The organism is Streptomyces sp. V1I1 (assembly GCF_030817355.1).
Classification (GTDB): Bacteria; Actinomycetota; Actinomycetes; order Streptomycetales; family Streptomycetaceae; genus Streptomyces.
Genome location: NZ_JAUSZH010000001.1, coordinates 4,870,997 through 4,889,832 on the forward strand (window position 1 = coordinate 4,870,997; position 18,836 = coordinate 4,889,832).

Genomic DNA, 18,836 nt, shown 5'->3' on the forward strand with positions numbered 1-18,836 from the left:
ATGGTTACGCCCACTTACCCGACTTCGAAGGCCACCAGGTGGAGACCCCCACTCCGAGATCGCCGGGATCCTCGACATCTCGGAGTCCGCGAGCCAGCAGCACGTCCACCGGGCCCGGCGCCGGGTCGCAGCCGCGCGCCGCGGCGGCGGTGAGGTCGACCCGGCGTCGGCGCGCAAGGTCCTCGAGGAGTTCCTCGCCGCCGCGTCCTCGGGTCGTACCGAACGTCTGGTGGCGCTTCTCACCGACGACGCGACCGCGGTCTCCGACGGTGCGGGACTCGCCAGGACGCTGTGGCGCTACGAAACCCCCGAGCGCGTCGCCACCATGATGCGGACCGCCTTCAAACCCACTCCTGCGAAGCGGCGCCTGGTCGGCGGCTCGCCCACGATCCACATCGGGCAGGTCAACGGCTGGCCCGCCGAGCTCGTCGTGCTCGAGGACCGGATCGTGGGCGCCGTGGCGTTCGAGATCAGCGACGGCAAGGTGGCGGCGCTGCACGGCTTCGCCGCCGCAGAACGGCTCGCCCGCCTCACCGGGATGTGGCGGCAGCACGAACCCGACGCGCCGGCCATCGGCCAGTGGTGACCGGCGTCTTCGCGGCGTAATGCGCAGTTCCCGCGGATGCGGAGGCCGGTCTGTACCGAGGCCGATCTGCTCGGAGACCGATCTGTACGGAGGCCTTCCCGCCGTGGTCGGTTCCGGCGTGGTCGATGATCCGGCCGGGCACAGCCGGACCGGGATCGATGTGGTCGTGCTCGCGGCTCAGGAAGCAGGCGTCGTCGCCGAGCCGGTTGCCGCGGAGGACCCGGGCTGGGACACATACCGCCAGCACGCTTCCGCCTGACGGCCGGGTGTGTGCGGGCCGCTCTCTCCCGCAAGTGGATATTTCTCGAGGCCACTCCATTCCGGTTCGCACGGAGGCGAGCCGGTCGGTTTCGCCCCGGGCGCTCGCGGGTTCCCCGGTGAGGGTCTCCCCTGGTCTACTTGGCCGGATTGGAAAGTGCCCCGTGAGTGACATGAGTCGGAATCACGAACGGCTTCCTCCTTATGATCGACAGCATTGGTGTTGTGCCGCTCTACGTCCAGGACCAGGACGTGTACATCGACTTCTACGTCGGCCTGCCCGGCCAGCACGCCAACGTCGGCATCCTGTCCGCGGCCGCCAACCCGGACAAGCCTGCCCTGACCAACTGGGCGACGCTGACGGAGGAGTGGGCCGCGGGGCGTGAACGGCTGGTCATGCGCGGGCTGTTGGACGTGGAAGGCGTGGCCACGGAAGCCGGGCGGGCGCTGCGGGCCGAGGTCGAGCGGCGTACGGACGAACTGGCCGCCGCGCCCTGGGCAGCCCTCGGTACGGAAGAACGGGACCGCCTGGCGGATCTGCTCGGCCCGCTCTGGATCGAGGTGCTGGGCGCGGGTGTGCTGCCCGCCGAGAACACTCTCGGCATCGGCAAGGTGTGACGCGCCCCTGCCCGGGCCCGGGACGTGACACCGCCCGCGGCGGCCGGCTCGGCTCCGCGGGCGGTGCGTGTGCGTGCGTATGTGTATGTGTGCGTATCGCTGTCGTAATGAGATGCCTTCCGCAGGGGGTCAGGACACTTTCGACGCTACGCGCACCCTCCCCCTCGCGCGCGCTGGAACCTGGCCCGGCCGAGCCATAGCGGTGTACACCCGGACAAATATGCCGTGATGTGGACGAACTGCTGTGCTGCGTACGCCACTTGGGCTCAGTAGGGTACGAAGGTGAACAGACCCGGGGAACGAATATCGCGCGTGCTCGCGGCCGTACTGACGACTGCGGTCGCTGCGGCGGTGCTCACCGGCTGTGACGGATCCGGACTCTCGGGTGACGCCAAGCCCTCGGGCTCCGGCCCGGGCTCCGGTTCCGGCTCTGGCTCCGCGCCGGCCGCCGCCGGCAGTGGCACCAGCCCGCTGGCCAACCCGGAAGGCGCGAAGCCGGGCCTGGCCCCCCTCACTTCCGAGCAGGACAGGGCCGCCGCCCGCCGGTTGATCGAGAAGGTGACCACCAAGGGCCGCGGCCCCAAGACCGGCTACGCCCGCGACCGCTTCGGCTACGCCTGGATGGACACCGCCGACGGCGTCCCGCTGGCCCGCAACGGCTGTGACACCAGGAACGACTTGCTCGCCCGCGACGGGCGGAATCTGCGCTACCGCTCCGGCTCCGACTGCGTGGTCGTGGCGATGACGCTGAACGACCCGTACACCGGCACCGTCATCGACTGGCGCAAGCAGAAGGCCGCCGCCGTCCAGATCGACCATGTCGTCCCGCTCTCCTACGGCTGGCAGATGGGCGCCGCCCGCTGGGACAAGGCCAAGCGGCAGCAATTCGCCAACGACCCGCTGAACCTGCTGCCCGTGGACGGCCCCGCCAACAGCTCCAAGAGCGACTCGGGCCCGGCGTCCTGGCTGCCGCCGAGCAAGCGGATCCGCTGCTCGTACGCGGTACGGATCTCCCAGGTCGCGGTCAAGTACGACCTGCCGGTGACGGCAGCGGATAAGGAGTCGATGCTCACGCAGTGCGGCGGCTAGCCTGCCCCGCATGCAGCTGATCATCACGACGCTCGCCGAGCGGCCCGAACTCCAGGGCCCCATGTGGCAGATGCTCGACACCTGGCCGAAGTTCGTGATCAACGACCCGGTGGGCTGGGCGAACATCGGGCGGATCGTTGCCGAACTGCCGGAGTACGTGCTGGTCGCGACCGACCCGGACGGCCAGGTCGTGGGCCGGGCGTTCAGCGTGCCGTTCCTGATGGCGGTGGAGGGGCGCGGCGGGCTCCCCGAAGGCGGCTGGGACCAGGTGATGCTGTGGGCCTTCTCCGATCTGCGGCACGGGCGTACGCCGGACACGGTGAGCGCGATCGAGATCACCGTCGCCGAGGACCGGCAGGGTCAGGGCATCTCCGGCCGGATGCTGGCCGCGCTGCGCGAGAACGTCCGCAGGCTCGGCTTCCAGGAGCTGGTCGCGCCGGTGCGGCCGAGCGCGAAGAGCGGTGAACCGTACGCCCTGATCGAGGAGTACGCGCACCGCACCCGGGCCGCCGACGCTCTGCCGTACGACCCCTGGCTGCGGGTCCATGTCCGGGCCGGCGGACTCGTGGAGTCGGTGGCGGCGGCCTCCATGACGGTCTCGGGGTCGCTGAAGCAGTGGCGTGAGTGGACCGGGCTGCCCTTCGAGGAGTCCGGTCCGGTGGAGGTGCCGGGCGCGCTCGTGCCGGTGCATTGCGACGCCGAGCGCGGGTACGCGGTGTATGTGGAGCCCAATGTGTGGGTGCGGCACCGGGTTTGACGCGAAGAGGCCGCCTCACGGGCGGCCTCCAGCTGTTGTGTTTCACTGCTCGCGGCTGTACGTCACTGCTCGCCGAGCTTGTCCAGGTCGAGGATGTCCTTGGCCGCGGGCTTCTTCGCCGCGACCGGCTTGTTGTACGCGGAGAAGGTCATCGTGCCCGGCTCCTCGCCGCCCACCTGCTCGACCTTCAGCAGATACGGCTCGCCCTCGGTGGCGACGTACAACGTGTAGGTCGCCTCGCCGTCCGACTCGGTGAGCTTCAGCGCCTTCTGGCCGTTGACCGTGGTCTCCTCGGCCTTGCGGGCGGCGGTGTCGTTCGCCTCGAGGTCGGACAGCACGGTGTCGAGGTCGCAGAGTTCGAGGCTGTCCTTGGCCTCGGGGTCGGAGACGTCCGTCCGCATCCAGCGGCCCTTGAGCGTCTTGATCACGGCGTCGGCCTCCGCGGCCGGTTCGCCCTTGCTCTGCTCCCGCAGGAAGGCCTCGTCGAACCGCATGTACGCGGTGTTCCCCGTCTTGATCAGCTCGACGGTGCCGTCGGTGCCGACGGAGAGCGTGCCCTTGCAGTCGCCCTTGGTGCTGATGGCCATGAAGCCCTTGGTGGGACCGTCGGCCGTCTTCATCGTGATGTCGAGGGTCAGGGAGGTGGCTGCCTTGGTGGCTCTGGCCGCTCTGTTGGCTATCTCGGGGCCGGACAGGCCCGCGAACGGCTCGGCGGCCTTCTTGTCCTTGGCGTTCTCCTTGGCGCCCTTCGAACTCGAGGAGCTCTTCGACCCCTTGGAGGCGGGCTCCGGGTCGAGCGGTCCGCAGGCCGCGCAGCCGAGGGCGACAACGGCGGCGAGTACGGCGAAGGCGGTGCGGCGGCGGGCGGGAGCGATGGCGTGCATGGCGTGTTCTCCGGGTGGAAGGGGGGTGGGTCAGGGACGGGTGTGGCGGATCAGAGCTTCAGCTCCCACTGCGAGGCGTCGTACGTCAGACCCGGGCTGACCTCGACCGTCAGCTCCTTGGCGGCGGTCGGGGCGTCGAAGGCGAAACGTACCGTGGACTTCTTGCCGGGCAGGATCGTGCCGCTGAAGCCGCTGCCGACCTTCTCGTCGAAGATCTGCTCGGCGTTGACGCCGTCCTTCCCGGCGCGGGCGTCCGTCGTCAGCAGCGTGGTGTCGAACTTCTTCTTGCCGCCGTTCTCGACGACCACGGTCACCTCGTACGCCTTGTTGCCCGCGGTGTGACCGGCGGCGAACTCGCTCGGGGTGTACGCCTTGGGTGCGGAGACCGTGATCTTCAGGTCGTCGTCGTAGACGGCGGTGTCACCGGCCGCGAGGCCCGCACCTTTGCCCTTGGCGTCGCCCTTCGCGGCACCGTCGCCCTTCGCCGCGCCGTCGCTCTTGCCGGCGGCCGGCTCCTTCGACGCGGTGGTGCCGGTGGCCGCCTTGTTGATCTCGTCGACCGCCTCGTCCACGGCCTTGAAGGTGAGTACCGCGCCGACCACCGAGAGGATCAGCGCGACGAGTCCGAGGATCGCGCCGGTGGTGGTCACGCCCTTGTTGGCGGCCTCGCCGCGCTTGACGCGGCCCCGTCCCGACAGGCCCAGGATCAGGGCGATCAGGCCGAGGATGCCGGCCAGCCAGAAGAAGAACGGGATCAGACCCGAGACGGTGCCGATGATGCCGAGCACCAGCGCGGCCGTGCCGAGGCCGTTGCGCATCGGGACCGGGGGCGGTGCCTGCTGCCCGAACTGCGGGGGGCCGTACTGCGGCTGCTGCATGGAATGGGACATGGATGTCCTCCGGGGACGTGGAGTGTGGTGCGGACTTGCCGAAAGTTTCGTGTAGCGACGGGTTAATGAGAACAGAGGCTGTGAACCGAGTCAACACGATTCACGAGATTCAGGTTTACTCACGCTGTGAAGGGATGCGTCTTTCGTGCGCCGGTATGCTCGGCGACACAGCAGGCGGGCAGACCGGCTGGCGTGGGAGAGGGAGGCGGCCAGGTGCCGGAGAACGCAAGCGAGGTGACCGCCGCCGGGATTGCCCGGCTGGCAGGAGTCGGACGGGCCGCGGTCAGTAACTGGCGGCGACGGCACGCGGACTTCCCCAAACCCGTGGGCGGGACCGAGACCAGTCCGTCGTTCGCCCTGGCAGAGGTCGAGCAGTGGCTGCGTGACCAGGGGAAACTCGCCGAAGTCCCGCTGCGCGAACGGGTCTGGCAACTACTCGCCGACCACCCGGCGACGGCCGCCACCGCGCTGGTCCAGGCCGGCTGCACCCTGCTGCTCGTACGGGACAGGCCGAGCTTGTGGCAGGAGCTGTCGGCGGCCTCCGACAAGCGCATGGCGGAACTGCTGCCGACCGCGATGGAGCCGGTGCTGGGGGGGCGCTTCGGCGAGGACCGAGGTGACCTCTTCCGTGAGCTCGGGGCCTTGGAAGGCTCTTCGGGCGTGCCCTCGATCGCCGGAGGGGTTCACAGCGTGCCCCTGCTGCGCTCGGTCGCCGAGCTCGCCGCCGAGCTGGGCCACCGGGAGACCTACGAGTTCCTGTTCGGGCGCTTCCTCGACACCAACCTCCGCCAGTACACCCTCACGCCGCCCGGCCCCGCCGCCCTCATGGCTGCCGTCGCCGGGCCCGCCGCGACCGTGCTCGACCCGGCCGCCGGAGCAGGCACCCTGCTGCGCGCCGTCGAGAACCCCGCCGCCCTGTACGCCCAGGACGCCGACCCCGACCTCTCCGCGCTCACCGCGCTGCGCCTCGCCCTGCACTGCGACGCCACGGTCCGCGCCCGCTGCGGTGACACCCTGCGCGCCGACGCCTTCCCCGAGGCCTCCGTCGACGCCGTGCTCTGTCACCCGCCGTTCAACGAGCGCAACTGGGGCCACGACGAACTCGCCTACGACCCGCGCTGGGAGTACGGCTTCCCGGCCCGCACCGAGTCCGAACTGGCCTGGGTGCAGCACGCGCTGGCCCGACTGCGCCCCGGCGGCACCGCCGTCCTGCTGATGCCGCCGGCCGCCGCGTCCCGCCGCTCGGGACGCCGTATCCGCGCGGGCCTGCTGCGCCGCGGCGCGCTTCGGGCCGTCGTCTCGCTGCCGGCCGGCGCCGCGCCCCCGTACGGCATCCCCCTCCACCTCTGGGTGCTGCGCAGGCCCGAGGCGGGCAAGCCGTCCGCGTCCGAACTGCTGCTCGTGGACACCGCCGAGCTGGCCGGAGCCGGCGGCGGCCGCGACAAGCTCGACTGGCAGGCCGTCCAGAGTGCCGTACTCGACGCCTGGCAGCCCTTCGACCGGCACGGCACGGCCGAGGAGCGTCCGGGTGTCAGCCGCGCGGTCCCGGTCATCGAACTCCTCGACGACGACGTGGACCTGGCCCCCGCCCGGCACCTCCCGCCCCCGGCCGCGGGCGGCGGGGCGGCCGAGCTGCTGCGCGTACGGGACCGGCTCGCCGACACCCTCCGGCTGACCGGCGAACTCACCCCGGCGCCGTCCGCCCACGACCGGCCCGCGCCCTGGCCCGCCACCACGGTCGGCGAACTGGCACGCGCGGGCGCGCTGGTGATCCGGGCCGGCGGCACGGGCGCGTTGTCCGGTGCATCCGTACCCGTACTCAGCGAGCAGGACGTCCTCGCCGGCACCGCGCCCTCGGGCACGCTCCCCGAAGGACCCGACGAGGAGGCCGTGCTCGTCGCGGAAGGCGATGTCGTCGTGCCCGTGCTCGGTGGCGGTTCGGTCGTACGCGTCGTCGACGCGGCGACGGCGGGCGCGGCGCTCGGCCGCAACCTCCAGCTGCTGCGCCCTGATCCGGCGGCGCTCGACCCGTGGTTCCTCGCCGGGTTCCTGCGTGGCACCGCCAACACCCGGCAGGCCAGCAGCTATGCGTCCACCTCGACCCGGCTGGACGTACGCCGACTGCAGCTGCCCCGGCTGCCGTTGGCCGACCAGCGGCGGTACGGTGAACGCTTCCGCGCACTGGCCGCGTTCGAGGACGCGCTGCGACTGACGGGGCGACTGGGGGAGCAGCTGGTCCAGGGTCTGTACGACGGTCTGGCGGACGGCAGTCTCACGGCGTGACCGGTTCGACAACGGTTCCGTACAACCCGGCAGCCGTTGCCCGTGTCGGTGTATACGCTCGTCCTCGCATACCGCCTCGTCCCCAGGCCTTCAGGAGCACCAATGCATGGCCCCGGCTATATGCCGCCGCAGCCTCCGCGCGACATACCGACGTCGGTGATCGTGCTGCGGGTGCTCTTCGCGATACTCCCCGTCTTCAGCTGCGGGATGCTGGCCTGGGGCACGATGCTGCGGCTCGCGCTCGTCACCAAGCGCGCGCTCGACTGGGTGCTCTTCGCGGTGGTGCTGGTCTCCTTCATTGCCTGCTTCGGCGTGTTGCTGTCGGACCCCACCGAAAACCTGACCATGACCCGGTCGGATGTGTCGATCGGCATCATGCTCGCCGTTGCCTTGGCCGTCGAGCCCTACTTCCTGTACGCGGACATCAAGCACTTCTCTTCCCGGGTCGCGCAGCCGTACTACGGGCCCACCGTGCCCTACGGCCTGCCGCCGCAGGCACAGCCGCTGCCGCCGAAGCCGCCCGTGGCCGGATACGGCTACCCGACGGTCCCGCACCAGCCGCAGCCGCAGTCCCGGCCGCAGCCGCAGTCCCGGCCCCAGCCGCAGCCGCAGCCGCACTCCCCGTCCGACAAGCCCCGCATCGACCAGGTACGCGCCGAGCTCGACGAGCTCAGCGACTACCTCCGCAAGGAGCAGGGCCGGGAGCAGCGCCCGGAGCAGGGCCGGTGAACGGACGCGTCATCGCGAGCCGTTACGAGCTCTCCACCGTCATCGGCCAGGGCGGAATGGGCCAGGTCTGGACGGCGTACGACAATCGCCTCGACCGCCGCGTCGCCGTCAAGCTGCTCCGCCCCGACCACATGGCCGCGGCCGCCGCCGCCGACGACATGCGCCGCCGCTTCGTCCGCGAGTGCCGGGTCACCGCCCAGGTCTCGCACCCCGGTCTGGTCACCGTCCATGACGCGGGCAGCGACGGCGAGGAGCTCTTCCTCGTCATGCAGTACGTCGAGGGCGCGGACCTCGCCGACCATCTCGCCGAGCAGGAGCCGTACCCCTGGCCGTGGGCCGTCTCGGTCGCCGCCCAGCTGTGCGCGGTGCTCGCCGCCGTGCACGCCGTGCCGATCGTCCACCGCGACCTCAAGCCGCGGAACGTCATGGTGAAGCCCGACGGCACGGTCACGGTCCTCGACCTCGGCGTCGCGTCCGTCATCGACGTGGACACCACCCGCCTCACGCACACCGGATCGCCGATCGGCAGCCCCGCCTATATGGCCCCCGAGCAGGCGATGGGCGGCGCGGTCGGCCCGTACACCGATCTCTACGCCCTCGGCGTGCTGTTGCACGAACTACTCAGCGGGAACGTCCCGTTCGCGGGCTCCACCGCACTCGGTGTGCTGCACCGCCATCTCTACGAGCCGCCGCTCCCGGTCCGCCAGCTGCGCCCCGACATCCCCGAGCCGCTCGAAGCACTGGTCCTGCGGCTGCTGGCCAAGGACCCGCAGCACCGCCCGACGGGCGCGCAGGAGGTGTACGAGGCGCTCGCCCCGCTGCTGCCCAGCCGCGGCGCGCCCGCAGGACCGCTCGACCCGACCCGGCCCTTCCTGCGCCCGCACGCCCCCTGGCCGGACCGTGTCACCGCCCCGCCGCCGCCCATGACACCCCCGACTCCGCCGGCGCCACGCCCCGATGTCGCGGCCGCCGTCGACGAGGTCAAGCGCCTCCTCGGCGAGGGCAGCATCACCCGTGCCGTGGACATCCTCGGCGGGATCCTCCCGGCGGCCGCCGCCGAACACGGCGAGCACTCGCCGGTCGTACGGATCCTGCGCAAACAGTACGCGACGACGCTGATGGACGACGGGCAGTACCGCCGTGCGCTTCCCGAGCTGCGGCGGCTTGCCGACGACCGGGCCGCCGAGGCGGGCCCGGCCGACCCGCAGACGCTGCAGTACCGCTACGACGCCGCGCAGTGCCTGGAACAGCTGGGCGAGGCGGCCGCCGCGCTCGCCGAGTACCGCGCCGTCCTGCCGTACTACGAAAACAAGCAGTCGGGCGGCGCGGACACGGCCCGCGCCTTCGACGTCCGCCACCGGATCGGGAATCTGCTGCTCGCCGTGGGCGACCACACGGCGGCGAGCCACCAGTTGCAGGGCCTGCTGTACGACGCCGAGCGGGCGTTGGGGCCGTACCACCAGCTGCCGGTCGAGCTGCGACGCGCGCTCAACCGGCAGCAGCAGTTCCACAGCAAGTAACCGCGGGAGCACCTAACCGCGGGACTCTCGCCGAACGATCAGTTCGCGCGCAGATACGCCGAGGTGGACACCCGCCCCAGCAGGCTCAGCCGCGAAGTCCCGCTCGCCAGGTGCTTGTCCAGGGCGTCCTGCACCCCGGGCCACGCCTTGTCGCCGTAGTCGTCGAGGACCACGATCCCGCCCGGGGCCACGATCTGCTCGGCCCATTCCAGATCGGCACGCACCCCGTCCAAGGAGTGATCGCCGTCCACCACGATCACTCCGTACTCCCGGTCGGAGACGGCGGCCCGCACCTCCGGATCACCCGAGAAGCCCTGCTGGATTCGCGCGTCGATCACCGAACCGACGCCGCCGAGCGCCAGATTGGCCCGTACGACGTCCTCGCGCACCGGCGTGCCGGTGGGATCCGCGCCCTGCGGGGCGGCACCGGGCTGAAGCTGCGCGCCCGCCAGCGGATCGACGATCGTCAGATGCGGTTCGAGCCCGGACCGGTGCAGCATCCGCAGCAGTCCCGCGGCGAACATCCCGTACAGAGTGCCGATTTCGAGGACATTGCCGTTCGGCGGGGAGAGCAGCGGCACCGTGGCGAGCTTTCCGCACACGTTGGAGGTGGACCCGGCCAGCCTGCCCACGCCGAGCGACTCCAGGGCGATCACCGTGCGATAGGCGACGGTCACATTGCGGAGAGCGTGTTCACTGCCGTTTGCCACGCCCTGGATCTGACGCGCGAGGGTGTCGATCTGGGCGGCGGTGGGCGTCCGGTGGCCGCTTCGACCCGTCCCGTCGACGAGCAGGCCGAGTCCGTACTGCGGGTTCTGCAGGGCGGCCACTTTTCGGTGGAGAGCGTCGAGATCGGTCTGCAAGGCCTGCGTGGCATGCTTCACATGCTGCTCGATGCGCCGTTCGATCATGGTGTCGGCTGGGCTCAAGACCCACTTCGCCAGCCGGTTCCGAAGGAGAGAGGGCATGCCGGGGAAGCTACGCCGGAGCGCCGCCGCGCGGGCCACGGCGGGATGCTGCGCAGATGAAGTCCTGATGGCTTTGCGGCGGCGGAATTGTGACGTCGTTACGACGGAATGCCGCGTCCCCCTTAGGGGGCTCCGCCCCCGTTACCCGGTCCTGGGGCGCCGGACGGCTGGACTTGCCGTCCGGTCCGGCGCGCCCGCAGCAGGGGCAGCAGAGCCAGGCCCCCAAGTGCCAGCAGCCCCGCAGCTCCGATCGCCGCGCCCGCCTTCAGGCCCGGCGGGCGGAACGAGCAGTCGACCGTCGTCGCCTTGCCCTCCAGAGGTACGGCGACGAGCCCGAGGTAGGAGTCCGCGAGCTTGCCGTTGCAGCTCCAGCCCGCGATCCGGGGCGCGGCGAGGACGGCCGTCCCCCGGGTGCCGGGCGGGAGTTCGGCCCGTACTCCGCTGTCGGTGACTTTGAGAGACACCGGCCCTGTCGTCTTCAGCCGGTCCACGGCGGCGGTGAGTTTCGCCCGGTCCAGACAGCCCACGGTCGTGCGAGGATTGCCACGGCTGTAACTGATCGTCGTACCTGGGGAGTTCACTGTTCCGAGCGAGGTGAGCGCGGCACGCCGCTTGGGCTGTCCGCCGCGCAGCGTCACCTGCTCGTTGTCGCCGAGGCGGGCCTTGCCGGTGTAGTTCGGCGCCCAGAGGAAGACTTCGCTGCCGACCGGGCAGGAGCCGTTCACCGGAGAGTCGTAGGCCTGCGAGCCGAGCAGCAGCTCCTGGTTGCGGAACGGGTTCCAGTTGTAGCGCCCCGCCGGACCTGCGGGCCGCACCGTCAGCAGCGGCGGCGTCCGGTCGGCCCGAGTCACCTCCGGGTGCTGTCCCGGCTTGGTGCGTACCCGTGCACCGACGGCGAAGATCGCGTCCGTGACCGGGTTGTCCAGGGACTGCACACTGCGGCCGTTGGACGTCCAGCCCGCGCCGAGCGCGGCCAGCGTGCGGGTGTACACATCGGGCGTGTGGCTGCTGTAGTACGAGCCGCCCTGGCCGCCCATCAGGATCGGATCGTTGCCGGTGATCTGGTCGCGGCCCGGGTCGGTGCGGTAGCGCGGCCAGCCGTCGGCCTTCGCCACGGCCGCCGCCCGCTCGCTCTGCGGCTCGCCCCATGCCGGGTAGTCGTCCAGCCTGCCGAGCCGCTGCCGGTCGGCGTAGGCGGTGGTCGCAGCTGCCTGCCCGATCAGAGCGCCGCTGAGCAGCAGCGCCGCGAGCACGGCGTACTTGCCGCGCCTGGCGAGCAGCAGACCGCCCGCCACCGCCGCGATCCCGGCCGCGAACAGCGGGAAGGTCCAGTCGGTGACGAGGTCGCTGGTGGAGGCGGTGAGTGCGATCACGGCCACCACGGCGCCGCCGCCGAGCAGGGCGCGCCGCCCCGGCCAGTCGTACGAGAGGCAGATCCAGGCGGCGATCACGAGCATCCCGGCGAAGACGAAGGTCTGCCGGTACGGGCTGCCGTTGGGCGTCGCGAAGACATGCCACACCAGATGCGTCGGCGCCCACTGGAGTGACACCAGGGTCGCCGCCGCGAGACCCGTCCACAGCCACCGCTCGCGCCGCGGCACCGCGCTGTTGAAGGCGAGCGTGCAGGCCAGCAACAGCGCGCCGCTGCCGAGGAAGACCGCGGGCGTGAAGAAGCTGTACGTCGCCGGCAGCGTGCGGGCGAACACATCGGCCCAGCCGGCCGGCGCGAACTCCTTCGTCCACCCCGGATAGGCGTGCTTGGAGCCGAGGAAGACGGGGATCAGGACGGGCGCGGCCAGCGCGATGCCGAGCAGTACGGCCCGCGCGGCCCGCAGCAGCGCCCGCATCCGGTCCCGTACCGCCGTCTCCTCCAGCAGCAGCCGCACGAGAAGCACCAGCGCGGCTCCGATGGTCGCCATGTAGGCGGTGTAGAAGTTGGCGATCCACGCCACCGCGACGACCACCGGGCCGAGAACCGGCCGACGTGCCGTGCGTGCCCACTCGCCGACCAGGCACAGCAGCGGGAAGGCGACGAGGCCGTCCATCCACATCGGGTTGTACGAGGCCTCGACGACCGACCAGCCGCACAGCGCGTACGAGCCGCCGAGCACCGCCGCCATCCACCAGCGCCCGCCCGTGTCCTTGCGCAGTGACAGCAGCAGCCAGGTCATGGCCGCGGCCGCGGTCGCCATCTTCAGCAGCGTGATCACATAGACGGCGAGGTCGATCCGGTCCCGTGGGAAGAGTCCGACCAGCATCGAGTACGGGCTGGTCAGATAGGTCCCGAGGTCGGGCAGAAAGCTGGTGCCGTATCCGGACTGCCAGTTCAGCAGCAGTCCGCCGTCGGCCCGCCCGTGCAGCAGATCCCACAGATGCGCATGAAATGGCACAAACTGATTGCCGAGGTCGTTCACGCTGCGGGTGTGCGGTCCGAAGGGGAAACTGCGAGCGACGGCGTCACCGGCGCACACGGCTCCCACGGTGATCAGCGCGGCGAGGGCGGCGGCGCGGCCGCGCGCGGATTGCAGAGTCGACATGATTCCTCGAATATGCCAGCGTGGATGGTGAAAACATGTCGTGGGAAGCCCAGTTCACGAAATGGTCGCCTGAGCGTCATGCAGGGAATCCGCATGGGACATTCGGGTGGGTTGTTGTTCTTCCGTGCTGATCTCGATAGTTGTTCCGTGCTTCAACGAAGAGGAGATCATCGGCCGCTTCCATGAACATGTGACCGCAGAACTCTCCCTGCTCGGGCAGGAATTCGAGCTGGTCTATGTGGACGATGGAAGCCAGGACCGGACGCTCCCTCTCCTCGAGGAGATCGCCGAGGCCGACCCTCGTACCCGCTATGTCTCCTTCAGCCGCAACTTCGGCAAGGAGGCGGCGATGCTCGCCGGGCTCCAGCATGCCGAGGGCGACGCCGTGGTCATCATGGACGCCGACCTCCAGCACCCGCCGGAGCTGGTCAGGCGCATGCTGCAGCTTCATGAGGAGGGCTTCGACCAGGTCATCGCCCGCCGCACCCGCAAGGGTGACCGGGTCACCCGCACGGTCACCGCCCGCGCCTACTACTGGCTGATCAACCGGCTCGTCGACGTCGAACTCGTCGACGGCGTGGGCGATTTCCGGCTGCTGTCGCGCCGCACGGTGGACGCGATCCTCGAACTCACCGAGTACAACCGCTTTTCCAAAGGCCTGTTCGCCTGGGTCGGTTTCCGCACCACGACCTTCGAGTACGAGAATGCGCTGCGTGAGCAGGGCCGCTCCAAGTGGAGCTTCGGAAAACTGCTCAACTACGGCCTCGACGGCCTGCTCTCCTTCAACAACAAGCCGCTGCGGGCCGCCGTCTATCTCGGGCTGCTGCTTGTCACGCTCGCCATGGCGTATGCCGCCTGGATTGTCGGTGTCGCCCTGGTAAACGGCGTGGACACCCCCGGGTATGTCACCCTTCTGGTGGCGGTCACGGCACTCTCCGGCGTGCAGATGCTGATGCTGGGGGTGGTCGGCGAGTACGTCGGCCGTATCTACTACGAAGTGAAGCGGCGACCGCACTTCCTGGTGAAGGCCACCAACGCCGGCCTTCCGCGCCAGCAGGAAGATGAGCGGCACAAACGCAACGGGGAGCTCGTAAGACGATGACGGTCCAGGTCCAGCTGGTCAGGTTCGCCCTGGTGGGGGTGGTGAACACCGGGACGTACTACGGCCTGTATCTGGCCCTGCTCACCTGGCTGCCCTATGTGGCGGCGCATGTCGTCGCCTTCGCGCTGAGCATGGTCGGGTCCTTCTTCCTGACCTCGTACTTCACATACAGGACCCGCCCCACCTGGCGGAAGTTCCTGCTCTTCCCGCTCACCAACGCGGCGAACTTCGTCGTCACCACGAGCGGCGTCTATCTCCTGGTGGACGTGTTGCACTTCGGCAGCCGCTACGCCCCGCTGATCGCGGCGGGTGCCGCGGTCCCGATCACCTTTGTCGTGTCCCGGACGATCATGCTGCGCCCGGAGCCGGCCCCGCGCGAGCGTGAGCCGGAGCGGGTACCCCAGGCGTGACGCGGGGAGGCATTCGGGGGCGGCCTGGTGGCCGCCCCCTTGTCGTAGGCGGGATCAGTCGGTGGGGTCGGCCGTCCTGGATGGCGCAGAGGAATCCACCAGCATCACCTGAGCGTTGGCCCACTCGGCGGCGTAGCACGGATTCGTTGACGATTGCGGTGACCTTCAACGGCGCCTGCGCCCGGCGCAGGACCTGCTGCCGCGTCATGCGGACTTCGACGAGACGGTCGATCTCCGTGGAGCCGATCCCGGCGTGGGCACGCTGATGAATGGCACGGACATACGCCTCCGTCTGCAGCAGTCCGGGGACGACCTCCCACTCGTAGGCGTGGAGCTGAGTGGCGATGGCCTCAAGGCTCAGGAACCCCGACGCCCGGGCTGCCAGCGCCTGCAAAGGAAGCGTGTGCTGTGTCGTGGCTCAAAACAATTGTCGGAAAAACGCCGCTGGCCTTGGGCGATCACACCGCCATTTGCCTGCTGAGTAGATGCTTTCCGGTTCGTTCCATTACAGAGACCCGGAGGGTGACCGTCATCACACCCAGGAATAGCGCTTGCTGTATCTCGGTATGACAACGTAACTTTGCAGCGCACGCAAGTGGGGGTCTTGTGTGAGCCGGGGGTGAAATAAGAAAGAAGATTGCGACCATCACGGTGGTCGCCTCGCTCTCCGCGCGAGCCAAAAACTCTATCGAGCCACGACGGCTCCATTCGCGCCCTGGGTAGGCGAAACTGAGGTTTCGTCTGGGCCCGTTCATTTCGTGCGCAATCTTCAAGGCGGTGCGATGTTACGGCACCGTCTCACTCGTCTGTAAGCGGAATGGGAGACTCACGGTGGCGAAACTTCGCGGTCGGACTCAACAGCGGGCGGCTACGGTTACCGCACTCGCTGCGACAATAGCGTTAGCTGGTGCTATACCGGCTCAAGCTGAAGGCAGCAGGGCTACATACATTTCCGCATGGCGCTACGGTGCGGAGTCCCAGCGTTGGGGTGACGCAAACAACGATGCAGCCGCGACCAGGGTTGTGTTCGCCCTGAACTGTGACTCGGATAAAGCTGGCGGATTCTCGGCGCCAATCACTCTGTATCGGGTGAGAGGGGGAATCCCCGATGAGGACATGGGGACAAGGATCAACACTTGCAATGCCAGCAGCTGGGGGGATGTGAAAAGTGGGACCTACTACTTCGCGTACGAAGGTCCTTACGTAATCTCTGTGAGGAACGTCGGGATCTACTGGTAACCGTCACTCAGCGAACCACCCTGCGGGGCTTGCCTATTGGCAAGCCCCGACTTCATCACTTGAGGCCCTATGAAACTCGAGATCAGTCACTGTACTTTTGGATATCGGCGCACGCGACGCGTGCTCGATGGTCTGTCACTTACCTTTGATTCGGGCTGCACTGTCCTGCTCGGTCCTAACGGTGCAGGTAAATCCACCCTACTCGGAATCGCAGCCACGGCTCTGAGTCCTGCGTCCGGGCACGTCAGCCTCAACGGGCTGACGCCCAGCTCCAGAAAATTCCGCAAGGAATACCGCAAGGCGGTTGGCTGGCTGCCTCAGTATGTCAAACCTGTCGCTGGATTAAAGCTCCGCGAGCAGGTCGCTTATGCAGGCTGGCTGAAGGGCATGAGCAGGCGGGATGCGTGGGATGCCGCCGCAGGCGCGCTCCATCGCGTTGGACTGGCGGAACTCACGAACCGAAGTGGGCGTGAGGTGTCCGGCGGTCAGTTGAGGCGTCTCGGGATTGCGCAGACGCTTGTTCATGGCGCTGACGTCGTCCTCATGGACGAACCGACGGCTGGGCTGGATCCGCACCAGCGTGGCGTATTCCGCGATCTCCTGTCAGAGCTTTCCGAGGACACGAGTTTCATCGTTTCCACTCATCAGACGGAAGACCTGGCGGACATATTCGATACGGTGATCGTGCTGGACGGAGGGGTAGTTCGCTACCAAGGAACAGTTCCTCGCTTCCTTGCCGAAGCGCCCCCCGATGCTGCTCCAGGGCGGCTGGCCGAGGCTGCGTACATCGGGTATATAAGCAGGGAGGTCTGAAATGCCCTGGCGATCACTGCTACGCACGTCGGGTGCGGTGTGGGGCTTCATGCCTGTCGCTGCTTGGATGTGGCTCATTTCGCGCTCTCCCGACTTTACTTTCACCGTTGGATACTGGGAAGCGGCGACGGCTCAGATATCCTATATCGGCATCTTTCCTGTGGCCCTTTGTGCGGCAGCGGGAACTTGGGAGGCCGTCCGGCTCAAGCGTTCGCAGATAGCAGCAGACGGAGGCGCAGCAGTACGCTCGCCGGTCGCCGTGATGTTGCAGCAATTGGGTGTCGTCGGGGCCGTAGGGATGCTCTGCATCGCGTGGGCCCTCTTCTGTGTAGCCGAGGGGGCCAAGGGAGCCCCGGGAGTTCCGGACTTCAGGGTCATTGCATTGCTGGCATTCTTGGTCTGCACATACGCGTCTCTGGGGTATGCCGTGGGCTGGCTCCTGCCTGGAATCCTCGCGGTGCCTGCGGTAGCTGTCGGAACCTTTCTGTGGCTTGCCTACCCTGTGGCCATGGACCCGCTGTGGCTGCGGCGCTTGAACGGCACCAACTTGGACTACTGCTGTGCAGTTGACCGCACATTGGACCCACGCGCGCTCCAGGCTCCGGCCATCGTCGCTTTGGGACTCTTCGTGGCGGCTCTCGTCATCATCGGCGGGCGTAGCGCGATGAGCCGTTTGCTCGCGCTTGCGCCGGTGGCGGTGGCCTGTGCCGTCGCCGTGCCGCTGGTGATGCCCATGGGGTACGACCCGACCCGGAATCGTGATGTCAGCGCCCTGAGTTGTTCTTCGGGTACGCCTCGCATCTGTCTCTGGCCGGAACAACAGCATGACGCCAGTAAGTTCAGGATGTGGCTGGAAGAAGGAACGAAGCGCCTCAAAGAAGCTGGCGTTGATCTGCCAGAGACCTATACGCCGTCATTCGTTGGCCCAACACGGGCCAGGGTCCTCGCTTCCTTGGTGGGCAGCGTTATGCCGAAGGATGCGCCGAGTTGTGCTCAGAAGGGCGCTGCATGGCCTGGCGGTCGGGCGGGTGCGCCGGTGGCGACGTGGCTTGAACTTACGGCTGGAGGCCGGGCGGACGACGTGGCACAGCGTGTCCTCGGCGACGGAGGCAAGACCCTGTCTCTTGTCCAGCAGGTACGTGCTCTCCCCGCCGAAGCCCAACTGAACTGGTACCGGACAAACCGAGCGGCACTGACCGACTGCGTGACACAGCCCCAGATCGATCCGTCGGCTTATGCGGGAAGTGCCGAGTGAGCTGGTGGCTACGGGTACGCGCGGCGCCGGCCATCTTCGGGTCGCTGCTTCTCGTCGGCTGCGTGGCAGTCGTCATCCCGTCATCTTCTGTACCGCTGCCGTCGATTGCAGGTGCCTTGGGTACGGGGCTGCCGTTACGTTATCTAGCCCCCATACTGCCAACACTTATCGTTCTCTACGGGCAGAGTCGTGCCGACCATGCTGCGGAAAAGGTCGCCGTCCGGTCTGTCCCCGTCATGGATGCGATCTTCGTGGTGACAGTGGCAGTGGTCGCGCTGGTCTCTGCCCCAATAGTCCCCGATGGCATTGCGGTCGGCCGTAATGTGGTGGGGTACCTGGGTCTCGGGTTGACGATCCGCTGGCTGACGAATTACCGGGTGGCTGCTGCTGTCAGCACCTTCGTGCCTTTTTTCATCGCGTCGCTCGGTATGCAGGGGCATCGACCGGTGTGGTGGGCATGGGCACTCCATGAAGGCGGCGATCTGTTCTCCGCAGGATGCGCGCTGGGGCTCTTTTGTATGGGAACAGCTTTACTGTTCCGCGCCCCTCTGTTGCGCAGCAGCGAGCAGAACGAGGAGAGTTCCTGACCTCTCAGCTTCCCTGCCCGTGCGGGCGGGATCGCTCAGCCCACGGTGATCACGGGCAGCGGGCCGACCGCACCGGCCGGCATCGGGACCCGGCCGACCGTCGACGGTTCGCCCTGACCCTGCTGACCCCGCATGTGGCGGCGCATGTCGTCGCCTTCGCGCTCAGCATGGTCGGGTCCTTCTTCCCGACCTCGTACATCACGTACAAGACCCACCCGAGCTGGCGAAGGTTTTCCTCTTCCCGCTCACCGACGCCGCGAACTTCGTGGTCACCACGAGCGGCGTCTATCTGCTGGTGGATGGCCACGGGG

The 18,836-nt window shown here is 68.6% G+C and carries 16 protein-coding genes and 3 pseudogenes; 14 read left to right on the forward strand and 5 right to left on the reverse strand.

The genetic code is table 11. From position 1 onward, the window contains the following. Nucleotides 1-49: 49 nt before the first annotated feature. The 5 genes and pseudogenes from QFZ67_RS22980 to QFZ67_RS23000 form a co-directional block, all read left to right on the forward strand. Nucleotides 50-586, forward strand: a pseudogene (locus tag QFZ67_RS22980) (RNA polymerase subunit sigma-70); the annotation flags it as partial. A 103-nt stretch (nucleotides 587-689) separates the two neighbouring features. Next, nucleotides 690-845 carry a hypothetical protein gene (locus QFZ67_RS22985; protein ID WP_307662962.1) on the forward strand — a complete coding sequence of 52 codons (156 nt, stop codon included), beginning with the start codon at nucleotides 690-692 and terminating at the stop codon, nucleotides 843-845. A gap of 272 nt (nucleotides 846-1,117) precedes the next feature. After that, nucleotides 1,118-1,462: pseudogene (locus QFZ67_RS22990) on the forward strand (hypothetical protein); the annotation flags it as partial. A 282-nt stretch (nucleotides 1,463-1,744) separates the two neighbouring features. Continuing rightward, nucleotides 1,745-2,551 carry an HNH endonuclease family protein gene (locus QFZ67_RS22995; RefSeq protein ID WP_307662963.1) on the forward strand — a complete coding sequence of 269 codons (807 nt, stop codon included), beginning with the start codon at nucleotides 1,745-1,747 and terminating at the stop codon, nucleotides 2,549-2,551. Nucleotides 2,552-2,561: 10 nt separating this feature from the next. Beyond that, nucleotides 2,562-3,308, forward strand: a complete 747-nt coding sequence (locus QFZ67_RS23000) for an N-acetyltransferase (protein ID WP_307662964.1) — start codon at nucleotides 2,562-2,564, stop codon at nucleotides 3,306-3,308. Nucleotides 3,309-3,370: 62 nt separating this feature from the next. Here QFZ67_RS23000 and QFZ67_RS23005 read toward each other — a convergent pair whose 3' ends face one another. Further along, on the reverse strand, nucleotides 3,371-4,192 hold the full coding sequence (locus tag QFZ67_RS23005) for a hypothetical protein (protein ID WP_307662965.1): 822 nt from the start codon (nucleotides 4,190-4,192) through the stop codon (nucleotides 3,371-3,373). Between the two features lie 50 nt (nucleotides 4,193-4,242). Next, a complete protein-coding gene (locus tag QFZ67_RS23010) occupies nucleotides 4,243-5,082 on the reverse strand; it encodes a DUF4352 domain-containing protein (RefSeq protein WP_373430096.1) in 840 nt (279 codons plus the stop codon). A 213-nt stretch (nucleotides 5,083-5,295) separates the two neighbouring features. On the opposite strand from QFZ67_RS23010, the gene QFZ67_RS23015 reads away from it, so the two are divergent. The 3 genes from QFZ67_RS23015 to QFZ67_RS23025 all read left to right on the forward strand — a co-directional run bounded on the left by QFZ67_RS23015 (nucleotide 5,296) and on the right by QFZ67_RS23025 (nucleotide 9,614). Then, nucleotides 5,296-7,365, forward strand: a complete 2,070-nt coding sequence (locus QFZ67_RS23015) for an N-6 DNA methylase (protein WP_307662966.1) — start codon at nucleotides 5,296-5,298, stop codon at nucleotides 7,363-7,365. Nucleotides 7,366-7,467: 102 nt separating this feature from the next. Then, complete coding sequence (locus QFZ67_RS23020; RefSeq protein ID WP_307662967.1) at nucleotides 7,468-8,094, forward strand: hypothetical protein; 627 nt, start codon at nucleotides 7,468-7,470, stop codon at nucleotides 8,092-8,094. Continuing rightward, complete coding sequence (locus tag QFZ67_RS23025) at nucleotides 8,091-9,614, forward strand: serine/threonine-protein kinase (protein WP_307662968.1); 1,524 nt, start codon at nucleotides 8,091-8,093, stop codon at nucleotides 9,612-9,614. Before QFZ67_RS23020 ends, QFZ67_RS23025 begins: the two co-directional genes overlap by 4 nt. A 38-nt stretch (nucleotides 9,615-9,652) precedes the next feature. Here QFZ67_RS23025 and QFZ67_RS23030 read toward each other — a convergent pair whose 3' ends face one another. Together QFZ67_RS23030 and QFZ67_RS23035 are read right to left on the reverse strand one after the other, a co-directional pair. Next, a complete protein-coding gene (locus QFZ67_RS23030; RefSeq protein WP_307662969.1) occupies nucleotides 9,653-10,582 on the reverse strand; it encodes a class I SAM-dependent methyltransferase in 930 nt (309 codons plus the stop codon). Nucleotides 10,583-10,704: 122 nt separating this feature from the next. Further along, nucleotides 10,705-13,119, reverse strand: coding sequence for a YfhO family protein (locus QFZ67_RS23035; protein WP_307662970.1), 2,415 nt, complete (start codon nucleotides 13,117-13,119; stop codon nucleotides 10,705-10,707). A 124-nt stretch (nucleotides 13,120-13,243) separates the two neighbouring features. Between QFZ67_RS23035 and QFZ67_RS23040 the strand changes: the two genes are divergently transcribed. Both QFZ67_RS23040 and QFZ67_RS23045 read left to right on the forward strand, forming a co-directional pair. After that, nucleotides 13,244-14,221, forward strand: a complete 978-nt coding sequence (locus QFZ67_RS23040; protein ID WP_307662971.1) for a glycosyltransferase family 2 protein — start codon at nucleotides 13,244-13,246, stop codon at nucleotides 14,219-14,221. Beyond that, entirely contained in the window at nucleotides 14,218-14,631 is a 414-nt protein-coding gene (locus QFZ67_RS23045; RefSeq protein WP_307662972.1) for a GtrA family protein, read from the forward strand. The genes QFZ67_RS23040 and QFZ67_RS23045 overlap by 4 nt, the downstream gene beginning before the upstream one ends. Here the strand turns inward: QFZ67_RS23045 and QFZ67_RS23050 are convergent. Beyond that, complete coding sequence (locus tag QFZ67_RS23050; RefSeq protein WP_307662973.1) at nucleotides 14,570-15,025, reverse strand: Scr1 family TA system antitoxin-like transcriptional regulator; 456 nt, start codon at nucleotides 15,023-15,025, stop codon at nucleotides 14,570-14,572. The two genes, QFZ67_RS23045 and QFZ67_RS23050, sit on opposite strands and share 62 nt — an antisense overlap. Nucleotides 15,026-15,939: 914 nt before the next feature. Between QFZ67_RS23050 and QFZ67_RS23055 the strand changes: the two genes are divergently transcribed. The 4 genes and pseudogenes from QFZ67_RS23055 to QFZ67_RS23070 all read left to right on the forward strand — a co-directional run. Next, on the forward strand, nucleotides 15,940-16,683 hold the full coding sequence (locus QFZ67_RS23055) for an ATP-binding cassette domain-containing protein (protein ID WP_307662974.1): 744 nt from the start codon (nucleotides 15,940-15,942) through the stop codon (nucleotides 16,681-16,683). Between the two features lie 508 nt (nucleotides 16,684-17,191). After that, entirely contained in the window at nucleotides 17,192-17,938 is a 747-nt protein-coding gene (locus tag QFZ67_RS23060) for a hypothetical protein (protein WP_307662975.1), read from the forward strand. 62 nt (nucleotides 17,939-18,000) lie between these two features. Next, complete coding sequence (locus QFZ67_RS23065) at nucleotides 18,001-18,525, forward strand: hypothetical protein (protein WP_307662976.1); 525 nt, start codon at nucleotides 18,001-18,003, stop codon at nucleotides 18,523-18,525. 128 nt (nucleotides 18,526-18,653) lie between these two features. Beyond that, a pseudogene (locus QFZ67_RS23070) lies at nucleotides 18,654-18,826 on the forward strand (GtrA family protein); the annotation flags it as partial. Nucleotides 18,827-18,836: the final 10 nt, after the last annotated feature.

Bases quoted from the DNA above. Each gene is read 5' to 3' on its own strand.
- QFZ67_RS23000 (WP_307662964.1), top strand. From the start codon at position 2,562: ATGCAGCTGATCATCACGACGCTCGCCGAGCGGCCCGAACTCCAGGGC.
- QFZ67_RS23005 (WP_307662965.1), bottom strand. From the start codon at position 4,192: ATGCACGCCATCGCTCCCGCCCGCCGCCGCACCGCCTTCGCCGTACTC.
- QFZ67_RS23010 (WP_373430096.1), bottom strand. From the start codon at position 5,082: ATGTCCCATTCCATGCAGCAGCCGCAGTACGGCCCCCCGCAGTTCGGG.
- QFZ67_RS23020 (WP_307662967.1), top strand. From the start codon at position 7,468: ATGCATGGCCCCGGCTATATGCCGCCGCAGCCTCCGCGCGACATACCG.
- QFZ67_RS23030 (WP_307662969.1), bottom strand. From the start codon at position 10,582: ATGCCCTCTCTCCTTCGGAACCGGCTGGCGAAGTGGGTCTTGAGCCCA.
- QFZ67_RS23035 (WP_307662970.1), bottom strand. From the start codon at position 13,119: ATGTCGACTCTGCAATCCGCGCGCGGCCGCGCCGCCGCCCTCGCCGCG.
- QFZ67_RS23045 (WP_307662972.1), top strand. From the start codon at position 14,218: ATGACGGTCCAGGTCCAGCTGGTCAGGTTCGCCCTGGTGGGGGTGGTG.
- QFZ67_RS23055 (WP_307662974.1), top strand. From the start codon at position 15,940: ATGAAACTCGAGATCAGTCACTGTACTTTTGGATATCGGCGCACGCGA.
- QFZ67_RS23060 (WP_307662975.1), top strand. From the start codon at position 17,192: ATGGACCCGCTGTGGCTGCGGCGCTTGAACGGCACCAACTTGGACTAC.